This window comes from Sulfitobacter sediminis (genome assembly GCF_040811725.1).
Taxonomy (GTDB): domain Bacteria; phylum Pseudomonadota; class Alphaproteobacteria; order Rhodobacterales; family Rhodobacteraceae; genus Sulfitobacter; species Sulfitobacter sediminis.
Map to the genome: position 1 here is coordinate 220,703 of NZ_JBFNXX010000003.1, position 22,761 is coordinate 243,463.

Annotated in this window: 21 protein-coding genes; 19 read left to right on the plus strand and 2 right to left on the minus strand. The window is 64.9% G+C overall.

Annotation, left to right across the window (positions count from 1 at the left end; all coding sequences use genetic code 11):
- The 5 genes from ftsL to mraY are packed head-to-tail and all read left to right on the plus strand — an operon-like array spanning position 1 to position 6,186.
- A complete protein-coding gene (gene ftsL / locus AB2B41_RS05545; RefSeq protein ID WP_367876755.1) occupies positions 1-354 on the plus strand; it encodes a cell division protein FtsL in 354 nt (117 codons plus the stop codon).
- A complete protein-coding gene (locus tag AB2B41_RS05550) occupies positions 351-2,138 on the plus strand; it encodes a peptidoglycan D,D-transpeptidase FtsI family protein (RefSeq protein ID WP_367876756.1) in 1,788 nt (595 codons plus the stop codon). Before ftsL ends, AB2B41_RS05550 begins: the two co-directional genes overlap by 4 nt.
- A 17-nt stretch (positions 2,139-2,155) precedes the next feature.
- Positions 2,156-3,637 carry a UDP-N-acetylmuramoyl-L-alanyl-D-glutamate--2,6-diaminopimelate ligase gene (locus AB2B41_RS05555; RefSeq protein WP_367876757.1) on the plus strand — a complete coding sequence of 494 codons (1,482 nt, stop codon included), beginning with the start codon at positions 2,156-2,158 and terminating at the stop codon, positions 3,635-3,637.
- Positions 3,634-5,061: a UDP-N-acetylmuramoyl-tripeptide--D-alanyl-D-alanine ligase gene (locus tag AB2B41_RS05560; RefSeq protein ID WP_367876758.1), complete on the plus strand. Its 1,428-nt coding sequence runs from the start codon at positions 3,634-3,636 to the stop codon at positions 5,059-5,061. The genes AB2B41_RS05555 and AB2B41_RS05560 overlap by 4 nt, the downstream gene beginning before the upstream one ends.
- Before the next feature lie 42 nt (positions 5,062-5,103).
- Positions 5,104-6,186, plus strand: a complete 1,083-nt coding sequence (mraY, locus tag AB2B41_RS05565; RefSeq protein WP_367876759.1) for a phospho-N-acetylmuramoyl-pentapeptide-transferase — start codon at positions 5,104-5,106, stop codon at positions 6,184-6,186.
- Positions 6,187-6,271: 85 nt separating this feature from the next.
- Here the strand turns inward: mraY and AB2B41_RS05570 are convergent, their stop codons facing one another.
- Entirely contained in the window at positions 6,272-7,222 is a 951-nt protein-coding gene (locus AB2B41_RS05570) for a glutaminase (protein ID WP_367876760.1), read from the minus strand.
- 32 nt (positions 7,223-7,254) lie between these two features.
- On the opposite strand from AB2B41_RS05570, the gene murD reads away from it, so the two are divergent.
- Positions 7,255-8,646: a UDP-N-acetylmuramoyl-L-alanine--D-glutamate ligase gene (murD, locus tag AB2B41_RS05575; protein WP_367876761.1), complete on the plus strand. Its 1,392-nt coding sequence runs from the start codon at positions 7,255-7,257 to the stop codon at positions 8,644-8,646.
- A 20-nt stretch (positions 8,647-8,666) separates the two neighbouring features.
- On the opposite strand, the gene AB2B41_RS05580 is transcribed toward murD, so the two are convergent.
- Positions 8,667-9,845: a BaiN/RdsA family NAD(P)/FAD-dependent oxidoreductase gene (locus tag AB2B41_RS05580; protein WP_367876762.1), complete on the minus strand. Its 1,179-nt coding sequence runs from the start codon at positions 9,843-9,845 to the stop codon at positions 8,667-8,669.
- Between the two features lie 116 nt (positions 9,846-9,961).
- Between AB2B41_RS05580 and AB2B41_RS05585 the strand changes: the two genes are divergently transcribed.
- The 13 genes from AB2B41_RS05585 (at position 9,962) to lpxC (ending at position 22,589) form a co-directional block, all read left to right on the plus strand.
- Positions 9,962-10,489 carry a redoxin domain-containing protein gene (locus tag AB2B41_RS05585; RefSeq protein ID WP_367876763.1) on the plus strand — a complete coding sequence of 176 codons (528 nt, stop codon included), beginning with the start codon at positions 9,962-9,964 and terminating at the stop codon, positions 10,487-10,489.
- Between the two features lie 143 nt (positions 10,490-10,632).
- Positions 10,633-11,802: a putative lipid II flippase FtsW gene (gene ftsW, locus AB2B41_RS05590; RefSeq protein ID WP_367876764.1), complete on the plus strand. Its 1,170-nt coding sequence runs from the start codon at positions 10,633-10,635 to the stop codon at positions 11,800-11,802.
- Positions 11,799-12,899 (plus strand): undecaprenyldiphospho-muramoylpentapeptide beta-N-acetylglucosaminyltransferase, encoded by a 1,101-nt coding sequence (gene murG, locus AB2B41_RS05595; RefSeq protein WP_367876765.1) that lies wholly within the window; start codon positions 11,799-11,801, stop codon positions 12,897-12,899. The genes ftsW and murG overlap by 4 nt, the downstream gene beginning before the upstream one ends.
- Positions 12,896-14,314, plus strand: coding sequence for a UDP-N-acetylmuramate--L-alanine ligase (gene murC, locus AB2B41_RS05600; protein WP_367876766.1), 1,419 nt, complete (start codon positions 12,896-12,898; stop codon positions 14,312-14,314). Before murG ends, murC begins: the two co-directional genes overlap by 4 nt.
- 148 nt (positions 14,315-14,462) lie before the next feature.
- Positions 14,463-14,714: a DUF2484 family protein gene (locus AB2B41_RS05605; protein WP_367876767.1), complete on the plus strand. Its 252-nt coding sequence runs from the start codon at positions 14,463-14,465 to the stop codon at positions 14,712-14,714.
- Complete coding sequence (locus tag AB2B41_RS05610; protein ID WP_367876768.1) at positions 14,711-14,977, plus strand: DUF2484 family protein; 267 nt, start codon at positions 14,711-14,713, stop codon at positions 14,975-14,977. The genes AB2B41_RS05605 and AB2B41_RS05610 overlap by 4 nt, the downstream gene beginning before the upstream one ends.
- A 4-nt stretch (positions 14,978-14,981) precedes the next feature.
- Complete coding sequence (locus tag AB2B41_RS05615; protein ID WP_367876769.1) at positions 14,982-15,251, plus strand: hypothetical protein; 270 nt, start codon at positions 14,982-14,984, stop codon at positions 15,249-15,251.
- A 43-nt stretch (positions 15,252-15,294) separates the two neighbouring features.
- On the plus strand, positions 15,295-16,242 hold the full coding sequence (gene murB, locus AB2B41_RS05620; RefSeq protein ID WP_367876770.1) for a UDP-N-acetylmuramate dehydrogenase: 948 nt from the start codon (positions 15,295-15,297) through the stop codon (positions 16,240-16,242).
- 106 nt (positions 16,243-16,348) lie between these two features.
- Positions 16,349-17,227 (plus strand): D-alanine--D-alanine ligase, encoded by an 879-nt coding sequence (locus AB2B41_RS05625; RefSeq protein ID WP_367876885.1) that lies wholly within the window; start codon positions 16,349-16,351, stop codon positions 17,225-17,227.
- Positions 17,215-18,093: a cell division protein FtsQ/DivIB gene (locus AB2B41_RS05630; protein ID WP_367876771.1), complete on the plus strand. Its 879-nt coding sequence runs from the start codon at positions 17,215-17,217 to the stop codon at positions 18,091-18,093. Before AB2B41_RS05625 ends, AB2B41_RS05630 begins: the two co-directional genes overlap by 13 nt.
- 28 nt (positions 18,094-18,121) lie before the next feature.
- Entirely contained in the window at positions 18,122-19,456 is a 1,335-nt protein-coding gene (ftsA, locus tag AB2B41_RS05635; RefSeq protein WP_367876772.1) for a cell division protein FtsA, read from the plus strand.
- Between the two features lie 381 nt (positions 19,457-19,837).
- Positions 19,838-21,460 (plus strand): cell division protein FtsZ, encoded by a 1,623-nt coding sequence (gene ftsZ, locus AB2B41_RS05640; protein ID WP_367876773.1) that lies wholly within the window; start codon positions 19,838-19,840, stop codon positions 21,458-21,460.
- Between the two features lie 205 nt (positions 21,461-21,665).
- Positions 21,666-22,589, plus strand: a complete 924-nt coding sequence (gene lpxC / locus AB2B41_RS05645; RefSeq protein WP_367876774.1) for a UDP-3-O-acyl-N-acetylglucosamine deacetylase — start codon at positions 21,666-21,668, stop codon at positions 22,587-22,589.
- Positions 22,590-22,761: the final 172 nt, after the last annotated feature.

Genomic DNA, 22,761 nt, shown 5'->3' on the forward strand with positions numbered 1-22,761 from the left:
ATGCGGGCATTCCTCTATATCCTCACATCGCTGGCGGTCATTGGCCTCGCCTTCTGGGCCTACCGCGAGAACTACGCGACCCAGCAGGCGCTGAGCGAGGCGGACAAGCTGCATGAGAACATCCGCGCCGCCCACGCGCGCCTTGCGGTGCTCAAGGCCGAATGGGCCTACCAGAACCGCCCCGAACGCCTGCGCGACCTTGCTGAGATCAACTTCGAGCGGCTGGGCCTTTTGCCGCTGCACCCCGACCAATTCGGCCAGGTTGACCAGATCGCCTATCCGCCCCAGCCGCTTCCCCCGATCCTGAACGGCATCGACGTCTCGAGCAGCGCCGCCGAGGAGGACCCGCTATGATCCGCACCCCCCTGCGCCCCCTCGCGCGCATCCTTGAGGCACGGCAGAAGGGCGAAAACCCCGACGCCATCGAACGCGAAAACAAGCGCATCCGCCACGAACAGATGCGCGACCGCGCGCGACAGCGGGCCGAGGGACGCCTGCTGGTGCTGGGCGCGTTCTTCTTCTGCGCCTTTGCGGTGGTGGGGGCCCGGATGGGCCTTCTGGCTACGACAGAACCGGTGGAGCCGCGTGCCCATGCGCCGGGTGCGATCATATCGGCCAGCCGCGCGGATATCGTGGACCGGCACGGCAACATCCTCGCCACCAACTTCGACACCCACGCGCTCTATGCTCAGCCGCGACATATGGTCGATCTGGTCGCGGCCGCCGAAGGCTTGGCCAAGGTCTTCCCCGACCTCGACAAGGACCGGTTGATCAAGGATTTCACGGGCGACCGCAAGTTCCTGTGGATCAAGAAGAAAATCTCGCCCGAGCAGAAGCAGGCGGTGCATGACATCGGCGATCCGGGGCTTCTTTTTGCGCCGCGCGACATGCGCCTCTATCCCAACGGCACGCTGGCCGCGCATGTGCTGGGCGGCGCAAGCTACGGCAAGGAAGGTGTCCACGCTGCCGAGGTGATCGGCGTGGCAGGCGTCGAGAAGTACTTCGACGACTACCTGCGGGATCCCGCCAACGGCAATACTCCCTTGCAGCTCTCGCTCGACCTGACCGTTCAAGCAGCGGCGGAGCGCGTGCTCTGGGGCGGCATGAAGCTGATGAACGCCAAGGGCGCCACCAGCGTGCTGATGGATGTCTACACCGGCGAGGTGATCAGCGTCGTCTCGCTCCCCACGTTCGACCCGAATGACCGCCCGCGCCCCCTGACCGAGGGCGATGCATCGGACACGCCGCTTTTCAACCGCTCAGTGCAGGGCGTCTATGAGCTGGGCTCGGTCTTCAAGGTCTTCGCCGCCGCACAGGCGATCGAACTGGGGCTCGTCAACGCCAATACGATCATCGACACGTCGGGTCCGATGAAGGTCGGCGGTTTCAGCATCGGCGAATTCCGGAACAAGAATTACGGCAAGCTGTCGGTCGCGGACATCATCGTCAAATCCTCGAACCGCGGCACCGGGCGGCTCGCGCTGCAGATCGGTGCCACCCGCCAGCAGGAATTCTTGAAATCATTGGGCTTTTTCGAGGCGACGCCCTTCGAGATCGTCGAGGCAGCGGGCGGCAAGCCGCTGTTGCCGAAGAAATGGACCGAGCTTTCCTCTGTCACGATCTCCTACGGTCACGGCATCTCCACCTCGCCCATGCATCTCGCCGCCGGATACGCGGCGCTGGCAAACGGCGGCTACAAGGTCTCGCCCACGCTCCTGAAACAGGAAGGCCCCAAGCTCGGACCGCGCGTCTTGTCGGACCGCGCTGCGCGTGACGCGCGCATGATGCTGCGTCGGGTGGTCAGCGACGGCACCGCCAGCTTCGGCGAAGTGCCGGGCTATCACGTGGGCGGCAAGACCGGTACCGCGGACAAGCCAAAACCCCGTGGGGGCTACTACACTGATAAGACACTGGCGACCTTCGCCTCGATCTTCCCCGCCCATGATCCCCGCTATGTCCTCATCGTGACGCTGGACGAACCTGTCGAGACGTCGGGCGACCGCCCCCGCCGTACCGCCGGCTGGACAGCCGTGCCGGTGGCTGCCGAGATGATCCGCCGCGTGGCGCCGCTTCTTGGTGTGCGACCGACTGTTGAACCTGCCAAAGAGCCCGTGATAACGCTGACCAGCAGCAACTGACCAAAGAATCCCGCTCCATGTCGCCCAAGTCCGTACCGCTTTCATCGCTTGGCCTGACGGCGCGCGGCGGGGCAAATCCGCTGATAACTGGCCTTGCCGTCGACAGCCGCGATGTGAAGGACGGATTCCTTTTTGCCGCCATGCCCGGCAGCCGGATGCACGGGGGCGAATTCATCCAGTATGCCCTGCGCATGGGGGCGGCTGCGGTGCTGACCGACGCCGAAGGCGCACGGATCGCCGAAGCCGAGCTTGCGGCCTCCAAGGCGGCGCTTGTGATCACCGATGCCCCGCGCGAGGCCCTGGCGCTGACGGCGGCGCTGTGGTTCGGCAAGCAGCCTGAAACCATGGTCGCCGTGACCGGCACCAACGGAAAGACATCGGTATCCACCTTCGTGAGGCAAATCTGGATCGAAATGGGGCTGCCCGCCGTCAATCTCGGCACCACCGGTGTCGAGGGGGCATGGACAGCGCCGCTGGCCCATACCACGCCGGAACCCATCACCCTGCACCGCGCGCTGGCCGAGGCGGCAGCCTACGGCATTACCCATGCCGCGATGGAGGCCTCGTCCCACGGGCTCGAACAGCGTCGCCTCGACGGTGTGAATTTGCGCGCGGCGGGGTTCACGAACTTCACCCAGGACCACCTCGACTATCACGAAACCTTCGAGGCCTATTTCGACGCCAAGGCTGGTCTTTTCGCCCGCGTCCTGCCCGAGGACGGCACAGCGGTGATCAACATCGACGATCCCAAGGGCGTGGACATGGCCGCCATTGCCAAGGCGCGCGGCTGCGAGGTGATGACCGTGGGCCGCGACGGCGGAGACATCCACCTGACAGGTCAGCGCTTCGACGCGACGGGGCAGGACATCCGCTTCTCCTGGCGCGGCAAGAGCTATCAGAAGCGGCTCGACCTGATCGGCGGTTTCCAGGCGGAAAACGTGCTGCTGGCGGCAGGGCTGGTCATCGCCTGCGGGGCGGACCCGCAAGAGGTCTTCGACACGCTGCCGCACCTGACGACCGTGCGCGGAAGGATGCAGCTTGCCGCCACGCGCGACAACGGGGCGGCGGTCTTTGTCGATTACGCCCATACGCCCGACGCGGTGAAAACCGCGCTGAAGGCGATGCGCCCGCATGTCATGGGTCGTCTCATCGCCATCGTCGGTGCGGGCGGGGACCGTGACCCGATCAAGCGTCCCCTCATGGGCGCGGCGGCGGCGGCCAACGCGGACCTCGTGATCGTCACCGACGATAACCCACGCTCCGAAGACCGGGCGAAAATTCGCGCCGCCGTCATGGAAGGCGCGCCCGAGGCCACGGAGGTTGGCGACCGGGCCGAAGCCATCCTGCGCGGGGTCGATGCGCTGGGCCCCGGCGACGCGCTGCTGATCGCGGGCAAGGGACATGAGACAGGCCAGATCGTGGGCGATGACGTACTGCCCTTCGACGATGCGGAACAGGCAAGCGTCGCGGTGGCCGCGCTTGACGGGAGGCTGGCATGAGCTTGTGGACAAGTGAAGAAGCAGCCGCGGCCACCGGTGGACGCACGACGCGGGACTGGGCCTGCGAAGGCGTCTCAATCGACACCCGGACGATTGAGCCCGGAGACCTTTTCGTTGCTTTGAAAGATTTGCGCGACGGGCACGACTTCGTGGCGCAGGCACTTGAGAAGGGGGCGGCAGCCGCGCTGGTGTCCCGTGTGCCCGACGGTGTGGCGGAGGATGCGCCGCTTCTGATTGTCGAGGAGGTCCTCGCCGGGCTCGAAGCCCTTGGCCGGGCGGGCCGGTCACGCACCAAGGCGAAGGTCGCGGCGGTGACGGGCAGCGTGGGCAAGACCTCGACCAAGGAGATGCTGCTGGCGATGCTGGCCGATCAGGGGCGGACCCATGCCTCGGTGGCCAGCTATAACAACCACTGGGGTGTACCGCTGACGCTGGCGCGGATGCCGCAGGATACCGAATACGCGATCATCGAGATCGGGATGAACCATCCCGGTGAAATCGCCCCGCTGGCCCGGATGGCGAAGCCTGACGTGGCCATGGTCACGACCGTGGCCGCCGCGCATCTGGAAGCCTTCGAGAACGTAGCGGGGATCGCGGTGGAAAAGGCCTCGATCTTCGAGGGGGTGACGGCCGGTGGCTTGGCGGTGATCAACGCCGATATCGACCATACCGGCATTCTGAGGGACACGGCGGCGAAGCTTGGGCTCTCAAGCCGCGACTTCGGGATAACGGCGGATGATTTCACGTTGCGCGAGGTCAGCGTGCAGGACGACACCACCGTGGTGCAGGCCGAGGCGCTTGGCATGCCGCTGCTGTTCAAGATCGCCTCACCGGGGCGGCATTTCGCGATGAACGGACTTGGCGCGCTGGCCGTGGTGGAGGCGCTGGGGGCAGATCTGGCGCTTGCGGCGCAATCGTTGGGCCGCTGGAGGCCTTACAAGGGGCGCGGCCAGCGCGAACGCATCACTCTCGACCCGGTCGAGACGCATTTGACGCTGGACCTGATCGACGACAGCTATAACGCCAATCCGACCTCGATGGCGGCCGCTCTGGAGGTTCTTGCGGCGGCATCGGTTACCCATGACATCGGCCGCGTCAGCAAGGGGCGCCGGATCGCCTTTGTTGGCGATATGAAGGAGTTAGGGGTTGAAGCTAAGAGATTGCATGAGGAGCTCTCCGATCTCAAGGCGATGGACGCTATCGACCAGGTGCATTGCATCGGGCCGCTGATGCGCAGCCTCTACGAGGCCTTGCCCGAACACCGACGGGGCACCTGGACCGCGACATCTGAGGAGATGCTGGAAAGCCTGCGTCAGAAGATCGACAGTGGCGACGTGGTCCTCGTGAAGGGGTCACTCTCGATGAAACTGGGGCTGATTGTTGACGCGATACGGAAAATGAGCCATCCGGTGGACAGGGTGTAGCGTGGGGTGCGGCCCACTAGATGATGATGAGGGGCGCGTTGCATGCTCTATTGGTTGACGCTGCTGTCGGACGGCGGCGATTTCTTTAACCTTTTCAGGTATATCACCTTCCGTGCGGGCGGCGCCTTTCTGACGGCGCTCTGTTTCGGCTTCATCTTCGGCAAACCGCTGATCGCGGTACTGCGCCGCCGACAGGGAAAGGGCCAACCGATCCGCGACGATGGGCCCGAGGGGCATTTCGTCAAGGCGGGCACGCCTACCATGGGAGGGCTGCTGATCGTCGGGGCACTGCTGACATCGACGTTGCTCTGGGCGCGGCTCGACAACCCGTTTGTCTGGCTGGTGCTATTCGTGACGATGAGCTTCGCGGCCATCGGGTTCGCGGACGATTACGCCAAGGTCAGTAAGCAGAATACATCAGGTGTGTCCGGCAAGCTGCGGCTTTTGCTTGGATTTCTGATATCGGGCATCGCGGGGTACTGGGCGGCGATGTATCATCCAGAGGCGCTGCAGTACCAGCTGGCGCTGCCCGTGTTCAAGGACACCCTGATCAATCTTGGCTTTTTCTTCGTGCCCTTCGCGGTCATCGTGATCGTCGGCGCGGCCAACGCGGTCAACCTTACCGATGGTCTTGACGGGCTTGCGATCATGCCGGTGATGATCGCGGCCGGAACGCTTGGCGTGATTGCTTATGCGGTCGGGCGGGTGGACTTCACCGAATATCTCGACGTCCACTACGTGCCGGGCACCGGCGAGATCCTGATCTTCACCGCCGGGATCTTCGGCGGTGGGCTGGGATTCCTTTGGTACAACGCCCCGCCTGCAGCCGTTTTCATGGGCGACACCGGCTCGCTGGCCCTGGGCGGCGCGCTGGGGGCCATTGCGGTGGCTACCAAGCACGAGCTGGTGCTGGCCATCGTCGGTGGTCTCTTCGTGGTCGAGGCGCTGTCGGTGATCGTCCAGGTCCTCTATTTCAAGCGCACGGGCAAGCGGGTCTTCCTGATGGCGCCGATCCACCATCACTACGAAAAGAAGGGCTGGGCGGAGCCGCAGATCGTGATCCGCTTCTGGATCATCTCGCTGATCCTCGCCATGATCGGTCTTGCGACGTTGAAGGTGCGCTGACGAAGGCCCCGCTGGGGCCTTTGGAGGCGCTGCCTCCAAACCTCCGGGACTTGATATGGCCAAAAAGAGAACTGGCCAAAGTCTTCTAGAAGATCGACCAGTTCATCGCCCGGGCGAGGCGCGCAAGGGCGTCGGTGCCCTTGAGGCTGTTGCCGTAGACGTTGAGCCCCGGAGACCAGACGGCGATCGAGGCCTTGCCGGGCACGACCGCAAGGATGCCGCCGCCGACGCCGGATTTGCCGGGAATGCCCACGCGGTAGGCAAAATCGCCCGAGCCGTCGTAGTGGCCGCAGGTCAGCATCAGCGCGTTAAGGCGCCGCACCCGCGCGGTGGACAGGAGCCGTGGCCCAGTGGGGCTGCCCATCAGGAAACGGCCTGCCATGGCAAGTTGGGTTGTCGTCATCTCCAGTGCGCAATGGTGGAAATAGGTGCCCAGCGTCATCTCGGGCGGGTTTTTGAGGTTGCCGAACGAGGCCAGGAAATGCGCCAGCGCGAAGTTGCGGTGGCCGTGGGCGGTTTCCGAGGCGGCGACGCGGTCGTTGATGTGGATGTCCTCTGATCCTGCGGCGGTGCGGATAAACTGCACGATCTCGGCCAGCGCGTCGCGGGGCGCGCGGCCCGAAAGCACCTCGTCCGTGGTCACGATGGCCCCGGCGTTGATGAAAGGATTGCGGGGGCGGCCTTCTTCGCGTTCAAGCTGGACGATCGAGTTGAAGGCCAGCCCCGAGGGTTCGCGCCCCACGCGCTGCCAGAGCTGGTCGCCGGAGCGGCCGAGGGCGATGGCGAGGGTAAAGACCTTGGTGATCGACTGCACGGAAAAACGTGTCTTCGTGTCGCCCGCCTGATGCAGCCTGCCGTCGGCGGTGACGACAGAGATGCCGAATTGCGCGGGATCGATCCGTGCAAGCTCCGGGATGTAGCTTGCCGGTGCGCCCCAGTTGCCGTCCGCGCGTAGGGCAGCGTCAAGCTCCGGCAGGAGGGTGTCAAGGTCGGGAATGGCGGGCTCCGGCTTGTGAAGGGCGCGAGGACGCATCATGGTGCACCCGAAAGGCTAGCAGGGGTGTGGCGATGATTCCAGTGCAGGGGGTGGAAGGCGCGCGGGTCGCGGTTCTGGGCCTGGGGCGGTCTGGGCTCACGGCGGCGCGGGCGCTCAGGGCCGGCGGGGCGGAGCCCGTCTGCTGGGACGACAACCCGGCGGCGCGCGAGGCGGCGGAAGCCGACGGGTTCCTCTGCATGCCCTTCAAGACAGAGGATCATTTCGACGGGGTCGCGCGGCTGATCGTCTCGCCCGGAATCCCGCATCTCTATCCCGCGCCCAACCCGGTTGTGGCGCTGGCGCTGGAGGCCGGAGTGCCTGTGGACAACGATATCGGGCTCTTTTTCCAGAGTTTCGCGACGCGCGACTGGGACAGTTTCGACACCACCCCCCGCGTGATCGCGGTGACGGGATCGAACGGCAAATCGACGACCTCGGCGCTGATCCATCACGTGCTGGCGCAATCCGGTCGGCGGTGCCAGCTGGCGGGCAACATCGGGCGCGGGGTGCTTGATCTGGAGCCTGCGGAGGATGGCGAGGTGGTGGTGCTCGAGCTTTCCTCCTACCAGACGGACCTGGCGCGCAGCCTCACGCCGGATGTGGCGGTCTTCACGAACCTCAGCCCGGATCATCTGGACCGGCACGCGGGGATGGGCGGCTATTTCGCGGCCAAGCGCAGGCTCTTTGCCGAGGGCGGGCCGGACCGCGCGGTCATCGGCGTCGATGAGGAGGAAGGGCGGTTTCTTGCCGGGCAATTGTCACAGGGACCGGCGGATGACCGGGTGATCCGCGTCTCCGTTGCGCGCAAGCTGACCGGGCCGGGCTGGCAGGTCTTCGCGCGCAAGGGGTTCCTGTCGGAGTACCGCAAGGGCAAGCAGGTGGGCTCTATCGATCTGCGTCAGGTGACGGGCCTGCCGGGTGCGCATAACCATCAGAACGCCTGCGCGGCTTATGCGGCCTGCCGGACGCTTGGGCTGGCCCCCAAGACGATCGAGGAGGCGTTCCATAGCTTCGGCGGGTTGCCGCACCGGTCACAAACGATTGCCGAGAAGGGGGGCGTGCGTTTCGTCAACGACAGCAAGGCGACGAACGTGGATTCCGCGGCCAAGGCGCTCGCAGCCTTTCGCAACATCCGCTGGATCTGCGGGGGGCTTGAGAAGGACGGGGGACTGGATGCGTTGGCCGAGGCCAGTGCAAACGTCCGCAAGGCCTACGTGATCGGGCGGGAGGCGGCGCATTTCGCGATGCAGCTGAAGGTCGAGGCGGAGGTTTGCGGCACGATGGATGTCGCCGTTGCCAAGGCCGCGGCAGAAGCCGAGCCGGGCGACGTGGTGCTGCTGGCGCCTGCGGCGGCGAGTTTCGATCAATACGACAATTTCGAGCGGCGCGGCGAGGATTTCGCGGCGCAGGTTGCGAAACTGTAGATCGGGCAAGGGCGTCCGCTCTACGGGTTCGCAATCGCCCGTGCGCAGGCCATGGCCGATGACCATGCCCACTGGAAATTGTAACCGCCCAGCCAGCCGGTGACACCCACCGCTTCGCCGATGAAATAAAGGCCGGGAACGTCCTTGGCCATCATGCTGGTCGAGGAAAGCGCGTCGGTATCCACGCCGCCCAATGTGACTTCGGCGGTGCGGTATCCTTCTGTGCCGGAGGGTGTAAGGTGCCAGTGGGCGAGCGCGGCGACCAGATCATTCAGCCGGGTATCGGACCAATCGGCGAGATTGCCGGAAAGGTCCATCTGCGTGCTCAGGTGATCGACCAGCCGGGCGGGCAGATGATGAGACAGTTCTGTCGTGATGTTCCGGCGGCCCGAGGTCTGGCGCTGGGAGCGGAGCTTCTCCAGCAGGTCGCCGTCTGGCGTCAGATTGACCGTGATCGGCTCCCCCTCGCGCCAATAGGAAGAGGCCTGCAGGACGGCGGGGCCGGAGAGGCCACGGTGTGTGAAGAGAAGCGCCTCGTCGAAACTGGTGCCACCTGCGGTCACGCGGGCCGGGGTGGAGACGCCGGAGATCTCGGCAAAGCGCCGCTCGGCGAAGGTGAAGGGGACAAGGGCGGGCCGTGTCTCGGTCACGGGCAGGCCGAACTGGCGGGCCACGTCATAGGCAAAGCCCGTGGCGCCCATCTTGGGGATCGACTTGCCGCCGGTGGCGACAACGAGGTGCCGGGTCGTGATTTCTGCCTCTTTGTCAGCATGATGCAGCGTGAAGCTGAAGTGGCTGTCGTGGCGCGTGATGTCGCTGATGCTGCTTTGCAGGCGCACATCCACGCCTGCTTCCCGCATCAGCCCCGTCAGCATCGCGATGATGTCTTTTGCGGATGTGTCGCAGAAAAGCTGGCCCAGCGTCTTCTCGTGCCAGGTGATGCCGTGGCGGTCCACGAGGTCGATGAAGTCGTACTGGGTGTAGCGCGCCAGCGCGGATTTGGCGAAATGAGGGTTCTGGCTCAGGAAGCTTTCGGGGGCGCAATAGAGGTTCGTGAAATTGCACCGCCCGCCGCCTGAGATGCGGATCTTCTCCCCCGGTGCCTTTGCGTGATCCACGATTAGCACCTTTCCGCCCACGTGGGCGGCACACATCATGCCGGCGGCACCGGCGCCAATGATTACGGTATCGAATTGCATGTTGCGGCCTTTGCCCGGATTGGAGGACGCGGTCAAGTTGACGTGATACGCCTTGTGGGCGCCCGGCAACTGGCGCACCTGTGATACCGAATACACAAGGAAAGAAAGGATACGACATGATCGGGTTGAGCGCGGGAGCGGCGTTTCCGAGACAGGACGTCGGGCAGGTGGGGGGCGGCAAGCTGACCCTAGGCGCGCCGCGCGGCGGGCACGACTGGCAAATGGTTGTGGTCTACCGCGGGCTGCACTGTCCGCTTTGCAAGAAGTACCTCGCGCAACTGGATGGAATGGTTGATGAATTCGCCGAACAGGGTATCGATGTCATCGCTGTCTCGGGTGATCCTGAGGAGAAGGCGCAGGCAATGGCCGAGGAGAAATCTCTGAGCCTGACCATCGGTTACGGTCTGAGCATCCCGCAGATGAAATCGCTCGGCCTCTATGTCTCAGACCCCCGCAGTCCAAAGGAAACCGACCGCCCGTTCCCGGAGCCGGGACTCTTCATCATCAACGGCGCGGGCAACATCCAGATCGTGGATATTTCAAACGCCCCTTTCGCGCGGCCTGACCTCGAAAGCCTGCTGAGCGGGATCAGGTTCATCCGGGCAAACGACTACCCGGTGCGGGGGACGCACAAGGCCGCCTGAGCCTTCTGAAACCTGCCGTCGCCGACCCGCCAGCGCTGCGGAAAAAGCCTAGCCTGTTGGGCGAAACCCGGCTAAGGTGCGCCCACAGACCCCGAGAACGGGGCGCCCTTTCGGGTACCAAAGGCAGTGTAAGGCAGACAGTCATGACGGCAATGGCGCATGGCACCGTCCACTTTCAGGACGGTGAACCCATTCTTCCAAAATGGTGGCGAACGGTGGACCGCTGGGCGATGTCCTGCGTCCTGATGCTTTTCGGTATCGGGCTGTTGCTGGGGCTTGCCGCCTCGGTGCCTCTGGCCGAGCGGAACGGTTTCCAGCCCTTTCACTACGTCCAGAGGCAGGCTTTCTTTGGCGGGTTGGCCATCGTCGCGATGGTGCTCACCTCGATGATGTCGCCGGTGGTGGTCCGGCGTCTGGCGGTGCTGGGGTTCATCGTGTCGTTCATCGCACTGGCCCTTCTGCCGTTCTTCGGCACGGACTTCGGCAAGGGCGCGGTGCGATGGTATTCCCTCGGTTTCGCATCGCTTCAGCCGTCCGAGTTTCTCAAGCCCGGCTTCGTCGTCGCCGCCGCCTGGATGATGGCGGCCAGTCAGGAGATCAATGGCCCGCCGGGCAAGGCCTGGTCCTTCGCGCTGTGTATCTCGATCGTTTTGATGCTCGCCCTGCAACCCGACTTCGGGCAGGCCTGTCTGGTCCTCTTTGGCTGGGGCGTGATGTATTTCGTATCCGGGGCGCCCATGATCCTGCTGGTGGGGATGGCCGCCATGGTGGTGATCGCGGGCACCGTGGCCTATGCCAATTCCGAACACTTCGCGCGCCGCATCGACGGCTTCCTCAGCCCCGAGGTCGACCCCACGACCCAGCTTGGCTATGCCACCAACGCCATCCGCGAGGGCGGCCTTTTCGGTGTGGGCGTGGGAGAGGGGCAGGTGAAATGGTCGCTCCCCGATGCGCACACGGACTTCATCATCGCGGTCGCGGCCGAGGAATACGGTCTTGTCCTCGTCCTTTGCATCATAGCACTCTACACCGGCGTTGTCGTGCGGTCGCTCCTGCGGCTGGTGCGCGAGCGTGATCCCTTCATCCGCCTTGCGGGCACGGGGCTCGCCTGCATGTTCGGCGTGCAGGCCATGATCAACATGGGTGTGGCCGTGCGGCTGCTGCCCGCCAAGGGCATGACGTTGCCCTTTGTCAGCTACGGTGGCTCTTCCGTGATCGCCTCGGGGATCGCGGTGGGCATGCTGCTGGCCTTTACCCGCACGCGCCCTCAGGGTGAGCTTTCCGACATCCTGGGGAGGACACGGGTTCGGTGACGGCACCCTTGCTCATCATCGCGGCAGGTGGGACGGGCGGGCATATGTTCCCCGCGCAGGCGCTGGCCGAAGTGATGCTGACGCGCGGCTGGCGCGTGCGGCTCAGCACCGACGCGCGTGGGGCACGCTACACAGGCGGCTTCCCGAAAGAGGTCGAGATCGTCCAGGTCAGTTCCGCCACCTTCGCGCGCGGCGGTCTTGCGGCCAAGGCGCTCGTGCCCTTTCGCATCGCGGGCGGGGCCATCGGTGCCGTCTGGAGGATGCTGCCTGACAAGCCCCGCGTGGTGGTGGGCTTCGGCGGTTACCCGTCGATCCCCGCGCTCGCGGCGGCGACACTGCTGCGCATCCCCCGCATGATCCATGAACAGAACGGCGTGCTGGGCCGGGTGAACGAGGTCTTCGCCAGGCGCGTCGATGCGGTTGCCTGCGGCACCTGGCCTACGACCCTGCCCGAGGGCGTCGAGGGCGTGCACACCGGCAACCCGGTGCGCGCCGCCGTGCTGGAGAGGGCAGGGGCGGGCTATATCCCGCCCGGCGACTACCCCATGCAACTCCTCGTTATGGGCGGCAGCCAGGGCGCGCGGATCCTGAGTGACGTGGTCCCGCCCGCCATCGCGGCCCTGCCGATGGACACGCTGCGCAACATCCGCGTCAGCCATCAGGCCCGGGCCGAGGATCACGACCGCGTTGCCAATTACTACGCCGAACAGGGCATCGACGCCGAGGTGCAGCCCTTCTTCGACGACGTCCCCCGCCGGATGAGCGAAGCGCAACTCGTCATCAGCCGTGCGGGCGCCTCCAGCGTCGCCGACATCTCGGTCATCGGTCGGCCCGCGATCCTGATCCCCTTCGCCGCCGCCACCGCAGACCACCAAACTGCGAACGCCCGCGGCCTCGTCGAGGCGGGTGCCGCGATCATGGTGCCCGAAAACATGGCCAGCACCGAAAACGTGACGGAACAAATCCAAAGCGTGCTGGACAACCCCGACGCGGCATTGCAAATGGCGCTCGCCGCCATGTCCGTGGGCAAACCGGACGCCGCGGAACACCTGGCCGCCATGGTCGAGGGCCTGGCCGAAAGAGGAACGACTACATGAACGCCGCCGCCACCAAACTGCCCACCGACGTGGGCCCCATCCACTTCGTCGGCATCGGCGGCATCGGCATGTCGGGGATCGCCGAAGTGCTGCTGAACCACGGCTACACGGTGCAGGGGTCGGACCTGAAAGCCTCAAAGATCACCGACCGGTTGGCCGAACTGGGCGCGAAGATTTTTGAAGGCCAGCGTGCCGAAAACATAGAAGGCGCGGAAGTTGTCGTGATCTCCTCCGCCATCAAGAAAGGCAACGCAGAGCTTGATGCCGCCCGTGCCGCTGGCCTGCCCATCGTGCGCCGGGCCGAGATGCTGGCCGAACTGATGCGGCTCAAATCCAACATCGCCATCGCCGGCACCCACGGCAAGACGACGACCACGACCATGGTCGCCGAATTGCTGGTCGCCGGTGGTGTCGATCCCACGGTCGTCAATGGCGGCATCATCCACGCTTATGGCTCCAACGCGCGCATGGGGCAGGGCGAATGGATGGTGGTCGAGGCCGACGAAAGCGACGGCACCTTCAACCGCCTGCCCGCGACCATCGCCATCGTCACCAACATCGACCCCGAGCATATGGAGCACTGGGGCGATTTCGACACGTTACGCAAAGGCTTTCTCGACTTCGTCTCGAACATCCCGTTCTACGGCCTCGCGGTCTGTTGCACCGATCACCCGGAGGTGCAGGCGCTGGTAGGCAAGATCACCGACCGCCGCGTACTGACCTACGGCTTCAACGCACAGGCCGACGTGCGCGCCGTCAACCTGCACTACGAGGACGGTGTCGCGCATTTCGACGTGGCCCTGCAGGCCGAGGGCAAGGTGATCGAGGGCTGCACGCTGCCCATGCCGGGCGATCACAACGTCTCGAACGCGCTCGCGGCGGTGGCCGTCTCCCGCCACCTTGGCATGAAGATGGAAGAAATCCGCGCCGCCCTCGCGGCCTTCGGCGGCGTTAACCGGCGTTTCACGAAAGTGGCGGAAGTAGACGGCGTGACGATCATCGACGACTACGGCCACCACCCGGTGGAAATCGCCGCCGTGCTCAAGGCGGCGCGGCAGGCCACCAAGGGCCGCGTCATCGCCGTGCACCAGCCGCACCGCTATACGCGCCTGCACCACCATTTCGATGAATTCTGCGCCTGTTTCAACAACGCCGACGTGGTGGGCATCGCCGAGGTCTATGCCGCCGGCGAGGACCCGATCGAAGGCGCGACGCGCGATGATCTCGTCGCGGGCCTCATCCGTCACGGCCACCGCCACGCCCGCGCGGTAACCTCCGAGGACGACCTCGCGCGGCTGGTCAAGGAACAGGCGGTGCCGGGCGATATGGTGGTCTGCCTCGGGGCAGGCACCATCAGCACCTGGGCCCACGCGCTGCCCGAGAAACTGCAGGCGTTGAAGGGCGCGGCGGCGTGATCCGAAATTTTCAAAAATTCCGGACCGAATTCTTCCAAGAATTCGTGCACCCCGCGCAGACCTGTCATCCGCTTTCGCACGGCGTTTTCAAAAACGCCGGACCAAATCCTTCCAAGGATTTGGCGGAGCGTCGCGAAGGGTGTTGCCCATGACGCTCCTCTGGCTCTGCGTTCTCTGGGTTTTCGCATCCGCAGCTGTCGCCATGCTGCCGATGCGCCACCAGTATATCCCCGGTATTGCGCTGCTTCTGGCCGCGCCTGTCCTGATCTTCCTGATCGGCCAGCAGGTCGGCTGGTTCCCGGCCCTTCTGGGCCTTGCTGCCTTCGTATCCATGTTTCGCAACCCGTTGCGCTATATCCTTGCGCGGCTGCGGGGCCAAAATCCGGAGATACCCAAGTGAGCCTGTCGATCATCCTCGTCTGCCTCTGGGGCGTGGTGGCCAATGTCATCGCGATGACCCCCAGCAAGGACCACCACTGGCGCAACGCCTACATCCTGATCGCGGTCGGTATCCCTCTGGTGGGTTTCGTGACCGCGCAACACGGGCCCTGGATCGGACTGCTGGTACTGGCGGGCGGCTGTTCGGTGCTGCGCTGGCCGGTGATCTACCTCATGCGCTGGCTGCGCCGCAGCGTCACGCAGACACGCGGCCCGGCGGAGTAGGGCGGTGCTGTCGGTTCTCATCACCGTCCTCGTTCTCTGGATGATCGCCTGCGCCTGGTGCGGGTTCCAGCGCCGTTACCTGCGTTTTCTGGCCGTGCTGATCGCGGGGCTCGTTCTCAATTTCGTCTGGATGATCACGGGCCTTCAGGCCGACCCTTTCGAGCCCAACGTGGTGATCGCCCAGGCCTCCGCCACCCTCTACGCGCTCTGCGCTTTCTCCGTCGGCTGGTTCGCTGCCCGCATCCGTCAGGCATGGCGCGATACCCGCCCCTGAGTGCATGTTTGACCCTGCGCGCGTTTCCGACTAGGGCGCAGGCATGAGCGATATCACCCTTCCAGAAGTCCGCGGCAAACTCACCCCGCAGCGCCCCCTGAGCGACCTCACGTGGCTGCGTGTCGGCGGCCCTGCCGACTGGCTGTTCCAGCCCGCCGATCTTGAGGACCTCTGCCACTTTATCCGCAATCTGCCTGAGACCGTGGCCGTCTTCCCCATGGGCGTCGGCTCCAACCTTATCGTCCGCGATGGCGGCCTCCGTGCGGTGGTGATCCGTCTGGGGCGCGGCTTCAACGCCATCGAAATCGAAGGCGGCACCGTCACCGCAGGCGCCGCCGCCCTCGATGCCCATGTCGCGCGCAAGGCGGCGGAGGCGGGGCTCGACCTTACCTTCCTGCGCACCATCCCCGGCAGCATCGGCGGTGCCGTGCGCATGAACGCGGGCTGCTACGGCAGCTATACCGCTGACCCTTTCATCAGCGCCGAGGTGGTCCTGCGCGACGGAACATTGCGCACCCTGACCGCCAAAGACCTGAACTTCCGCTACCGCCAGACCGACCTGCCCGACGATGCCGTGATCGTCTCTGCCTCCTTCGCCCCGCCAAAGGGCGACCCGGCCGAACTTGCCGCCCGCATGGAAGACCAACTCGCCAAGCGCGACGCGACCCAGCCCACCAAGGACCGCAGCGCTGGCAGCACCTTCCGCAATCCGGCAGGCTTTTCCTCCACCGGGCAGGCCGACGACGTGCACGACCTCAAGGCCTGGAAGGTAATCGACAACGCCGGCCTGCGCGGCGCCACGCGCGGCGGCGCCCAGATGTCGCCCAAGCACCCGAATTTCCTGATCAACACCGGCCATGCCACCGCCGCCGATCTCGAAGGATTAGGCGAAGAAGTGCGAAAAAAGGTTTACGATTCCCAAGGCATAAGGCTAGAGTGGGAAATCATGCGCGTGGGCGAATTCGCGGACGACTCCAGCGCTGATAAATAAGCCGGAAACCGGCAGGAAACCAATAAACAAGGGCCGAAAAGGTCCGGGACAAAAGGCAGTCATCGTGGGTAGGTCGAGCAGGCAACCCCCGACAGTGGCGGTGATCATGGGTGGCGCTTCCGCAGAACGCGAGGTGTCCCTCAGCACCGGGCGTGCATGCGCCGCCGCTTTGCGGGAACGGGAGTACAACGTGGTCGAGGTCGATGCGGGCCCCGACCTCTGTGCCGTTCTGACCGATCTCAAGCCCGATGCCGTCCTGAACTGCCTCCACGGACGCTGGGGCGAGGATGGCTGCGTGCAGGGCATGCTGGAATGGCTGCGCATTCCCTATTCCCATTCCGGCGTGCTGGCCTCCGCGCTGGCCATGGACAAGCAGCGCACCAAGGATGTCTACCGCGCCCACGGCCTGCCGGTGGTCGAGAGCATCATCGCGGCTGCCGCCGACGTGCGCCAGCGCCACGTGATGCCACCGCCCTATGTCGTCAAACCCAACAACGAAGGCTCCTCCGTCGGCGTCTACCTCGTGAATGCCGAAAACAACGGCCCGCCCCAGCTTGACGAAGACATGCCCGAGCACGTCATGGTCGAGGCCTATGCGCCGGGGCGCGAGCTGACCACGACCGTCATGGGCGATCGGGCACTCACCGTCACCGATATCATCACCACAGGCTGGTACGACTACGACGCCAAGTACAAGGAAGGCGGCTCCTCCCACGTGGTCCCCGCCGACATCCCGCAAGATATATTCGACCTCTGCATGGACTACGCCCTGCGCGCCCACAACGCGCTGGGATGCCGGGGCGTCAGCCGCACCGATTTCCGCTGGGACGAGACCCGCGGCGCCGAGGGCCTCGTGCTGCTTGAAACAAACACCCAGCCCGGCATGACCGCAACCTCCCTCGCGCCCGAGCAGGGGGCGTACTGCGGCTTCTCCTTTCCCGATTTCTGCGCCTGGATGGTGGAGGACGCCTCATGTTCTCGCTGATCCGCCGCACCACCGCCGCCAAGTCCGATCCCGCCCCCTCTCGCTGGGCGTGGCGCATGCAGCGCCTCATGCTGACGCCCGGCTTCCGGCTGGCGCTCCGCGCGGGCGTCCCCTTCTGCGTCACACTCCTTGCTGGCACGATCTACCTCTCGGACGAAGACCGCCGCGCCGCGATCACCCAGGCTGTCGCCGACGCCCGCGCCAGCATCGAGGAACGCCCGGAGTTCATGGTCAAGCTGATGGCCGTCGATGGCGCCTCAGGCGAGTTGGCCGCCGAAATCCGCGGCGTCATGCCCTTCGAGCTGCCGCAAAGCTCCTTCGATCTCGACCTGCCCGAACTGCGCCGCCAGATCAGCGCGCTCAACGGCGTGAAGACCGCCAGCGTCCGCATCCGCCCCGGCGGCATCCTGAGCGTCGAGGTGACGCCGCGCATCCCCGTCGCCCTCTGGCGGCACGAGGATGGCTTGGCGCTTCTCGACGACAGCGGCGCCTTCGTGGCCGACGCCGCCGCCCGCGCCGACTATCCCCAATTGCCTCTGATCGTGGGCGAGGGTGCCGCGCGCCACGTGCCCGAAGCGCTACGCCTGATGCGCGCCGCAGACGCGCTGGGCGACCGGGTGCGCGGGATCGTCCGCATGGGCGACCGGCGTTGGGACGTGGTGCTGGATCGCGACCAGCGGATCATGCTGCCCGAAACCGACGCCCTTCAGGCGCTCGAACGGGTGATCGCGCTGGAGAACGCGCAAGAGGTGCTGACCCGCGACGTGGCGCGCGTCGACATGCGGCTCGGCCAGCGGCCCACCGTGAGAATGACGGCAGAAGCCACCGAGACCTGGTTGCAGATCAAGAAAGAGACCGGCGAATGACAGCCGGCGAAGCGAAGGCAGAGCAGAAATGAACGACCTATACGAAAGCCAGCGTTCCATGCGCAACATGCGCAAGATTGCCATGCAGCGAGGGGTGGTCGCGATCCTTGACGTGGGATCGTCCAAGATCGCCTGCCTCGTGCTGCGTTTCGACGGTGTCGACCGTCTGGGCGAAGAGGGGACCATCGGCTCGCTGGCCGGGCAATCGGGCTTCCGGGTGATCGGCGCGGCCACCACCCGCTCGCGCGGCGTGCGATTTGGCGAGATCTGCGCCATGGGAGAGACCGAGCGCGCGATCCGCACCGCCCTTCAGGCCGCGCAGAAAATGGCCGGCATCCGGGTCGATCACGTCATCGCCTGTTTCTCAGGGGCCGAGCCCCGCAGCTACGGGCTCGATGCCCAGGTCGATCTCGACGGAGACGCGGTCAGCGAGGACGATATCGCGCGCGTGCTGGCGGGCTGCGATGTGCCCGAATACGGCGAAGGGCGTGAGGTGCTCCATGCCCAGCCCGTGAACTTCGCGCTTGACCACCGCTCGGGCCTTGCCGATCCGCGCGGCCAGATCGGCCAATCGCTCGCCGTCGACATGCACATGCTCACGGTCGATGCCGCCGCCGTGCAGCATCTGGCCCATTGCATCAAGCGCTGTGACCTGGAACTCGCCGGGATCGCGTCGTCCGCCTATGCCTCCGGCATCGCGGCGCTGGTCGAGGATGAACAGGAACTCGGTGCCGCCTGTATTGATCTCGGCGGTGGGGCAACGGGTATCTCGATCTTCATCAAGAAACACATGATCTACGCCGACAGCGTCCGCATCGGGGGCGAGCATGTGACGCAGGACATCTCCCTTGGCCTGCAGGTACCCACACCCAACGCCGAACGGATCAAGACCTTCTACGGCGGCGTGCACGCCACCGGCATGGACGACCGCGAGATGATCGAGATCGGCGGCGACACTGGCGATTACGAACATGACCGCCGCACCGCGAGCCGCGCCGAACTGATCGGCATCATGCGCCCAAGGGTCGAGGAAATCCTCGAAGAGGTGCGCGCGCGTCTCGATGCGGCGGGCTTCGACCATCTGCCCAGCCAGCAGATCGTGCTCACGGGTGGTGGCAGTCAAATCCCCGGCCTCGACGGCCTTGCCAGCAAGATCCTCGGCCAGCAGGTCCGCCTCGGCCGCCCCTTGCGCGTGCACGGGCTGCCGCAGGCGGCCACGGGGCCAAGCTTTGCCTCAGTTGTGGGCCTGTCGCTCTTTGCAGCACATCCTCAGGACGAATGGTGGGACTTCGACATTCCCGCAGAGAAATACCCCGCCCGCTCGCTGCGCCGCGCGGTGAAGTGGTTCAGGGACAACTGGTAGGCCGCGTCCCCGCCGGAACGCTAATTCGCGTGACAAGGGGGTGATGATAATCTAGCGTTTCGGTCAAATGCTCCGGACTGGAATGCACGGTCGAGAACAAGGGGCAAAAAGGGATCGAGCAGGATCCTGCCACATATCTGAGTCGTTTCGAGCGCGCCTTGCGGTTGCGCCCCGGCTCTTGCATTGTGTCGTGAGGCCCATATTCCACAAGATTTGCGGTAGTTGGCAAAATCTCGCGGGAATTACGCCCAAATCCTGCCATATTTGGTGTTGAATCCACGTTTTTTGGGTGACGTTTCTGTCACAGAAGGTTAATGTTGCGATAATTTGTGACCAAGAAGCGCTCATGGGACGTGGGCTAAAACAACAGGCGGACAACACATGACACTCAATCTATCGATGCCAGGTCAGGAGGACCTCAAGCCACGGATCACCGTCTTCGGTGTCGGAGGTGCCGGGGGCAACGCGGTCAACAACATGATCGAGAAGCAACTGGATGGCGTCGATTTCGTTGTAGCGAACACCGACGCGCAGGCACTCCAGCAGGCCAAGGCGGAAAACCGCGTTCAGCTCGGGATCAAGGTCACCGAAGGTCTGGGTGCCGGGGCGCGCGCCGCCGTGGGCGCCGCCGCCGCTGAGGAATCGATCGAACAGATCGTCGATCACCTCGCAGGCGCGCATATGTGTTTCATCACCGCCGGCATGGGCGGCGGCACCGGCACCGGTGCGGCACCGATCATCGCACAGGCCGCGCGTGAGCTTGGCGTGCTGACCGTCGGCGTCGTGACCAAGCCCTTCCAGTTCGAAGGTGCCAAGCGCATGCGGCAGGCCGAAGACGGCGTCGAGGCCCTGCAGAAGGTTGTCGACACGCTGATCATCATTCCCAACCAGAACCTGTTCCGCCTCGCCAACGAAAAGACCACCTTCACCGAAGCCTTCTCGATGGCCGACGACGTGCTCTACCAGGGTGTGAAGGGTGTGACCGACCTGATGGTCCGTCCGGGCCTGATCAACCTCGACTTTGCCGATGTCCGCGCCGTGATGGACGAGATGGGCAAGGCGATGATGGGCACCGGTGAGGCGGACGGCGAAGATCGCGCCATCCAGGCCGCCGAGAAGGCCATCGCCAACCCGCTCTTGGACGAGATTTCGCTCCGCGGCGCCAAGGGTGTGCTTATCAACATCACCGGTGGTCAGGACCTTACGCTTTTCGAGCTGGACGAGGCCGCCAACCGCATCCGCGAGGAAGTGGACCCGGATGCCAACATCATCGTCGGCTCCACGCTGGACGAGAACCTTGGCGGCATCATGCGCGTCAGCGTCGTCGCCACCGGCATCGACGCCTCCGAAGTGAAATCCGAAATCCCGGTGCCGCGCCGCTCCATGAGCCAGCCGCTCAAGCCGCAGACCGTGGCCGAGGAAAAGGACGAGGCCCCCGAACTCGCTGCCGCGGCGGACGTTGCCGCCTCTGAAAGCACGCGCGAAGAGGAACAGGCACCGCTGTTCGAAGAACTGGACGTGCAGCGCACCGCGGAGCACGAGCAGGGCGAGGACATCTTTGCCGAGGAAGAAGACTACGCCGAGGCCGAGGACGATCTTCCGCCTCCCGCCTACCGTCCGCAGGTTGCCGCCTTCGAGCCGCGCCGTGACGAGGACGACATCGAGGCCGAGCCCGAAACATTCGTGGCACCGCGCGCGCCTGCGCCCGGCACGCCCTCTCCGGAAGCTCTCGCGCGTCTGCGTGCCGCCGCGCAAAAGGCCGCACCCGAGCAGCCCGCACGCCCGGCAGCCGCAGCCCAGCCCGAAAAGCCGCGCTTCGGTATCAATTCGCTGATCAATCGCATGACGGGGCACAGCGAAACCGAGGCACCAAGTGCTCCGCGTCCGGCCCGGCAGCAGCCTCCGGTACAGCAGGTGGCCGCCGCTCCGAAGCCCGCGCAAGAGCAGAATCCCGACCAGGAACGCATCGAAATTCCCGCGTTCCTGCGCCGTCAGGCTAATTGATCCGCTCAAATATGTTATAAATGGGGCCGCCATCGTGCGGCCCTTTTTATATTGAAAACAGATATTTAACTACGGATCAGCGCCTTTGTGCCCATTTGTTACCAACATGTTTCAGTCGGTTACAAAGATTGAGTTGAGCAAAGCGGCCCCGCCACCTATCTCCGTGGACAACCTAGACAGCGATCTATGACCCCGAGGAAGTAACGTGCAGACCACCATCAAATCCCCGATCTCCTTCGGTGGCCGAGGGCTGCATTCCGGCGCGCCTGCGACGGTGACTGTACGTCCTGCGGGTGCGCATCACGGTATCTGGTTCAAGCGGACGGATGTCGTGATCGGCGACCGTCTGATCCCGGCACGCTGGGACGCGGTCAATCGTTCCCCCCTCTGCACCAAGCTCGAGAACCCGGCGGGCCTCTCCGTCTCCACGGTCGAGCACCTGATGGCCGCCCTCGCAGGCTGCGGCATTCACAACGCCCTGATCGAGATCGACGGCCCCGAAGTGCCGATCCTCGACGGCTCCGCCGTGCCCTTCGTGCGCGGTTTCATGCAGCGCGGCGTGCGCAAGCTGAACGCGCCGGTCATGGCATGGGAAGTGCTGGACACCGTCAGTGTGCGCGAAGGCGACGCCATGGCGACGCTGGCCCCCGCCAGCACGCTGCGCATCGATTTCGAGATTGACTTCGTCGATGCCGCCATCGGCAACCAAAAGAAGTCGCTGGTCATGAATAACGGCTCCTTCGCGCGCGAGCTCTCCGACAGCCGCACCTTCTGCCGTCAGGCGGATGTGGACGCGATGCAGGCCAATGGCCTAGCGCTGGGCGGTAATTCGGGCGAGAACGCGGTGGTCTTCGATGGTGATCGTGTTGTCAGCCCCGGAGGTCTCCGCCATGCGGATGAGCCGGTGCGTCACAAGATGCTCGATGCGCTCGGCGACCTTGCCTTGGCGGGCGCACCGCTTCTGGGTCATTATACCGGTGTCCGCGCGGGACACTCCCTGACCAACACCCTTCTGCGCAAACTCTTCGCGACCCCCGATGCGGTGCGTCTGATCGAATGCAATCCCTTCATGGCGCGCCGACTTCCGGGTCATGGCCTGGTCTGGGACGAAATCCCCCAGGTGGCCTGAGGCCCGAACGTGGCCGATGGCAAGCTCATGCCTGACCGGCCATTGAACACCCCCCGACGCCGTTGTATCCCTGTGGCGCAGACATGGCGTAAGCGCTGGCCGTCTGGCGAACGTGACGGCTTTGAGCGCCGGACGCTCAATCGGCGTTTTGCATTGCGGATTAATGTGCTAG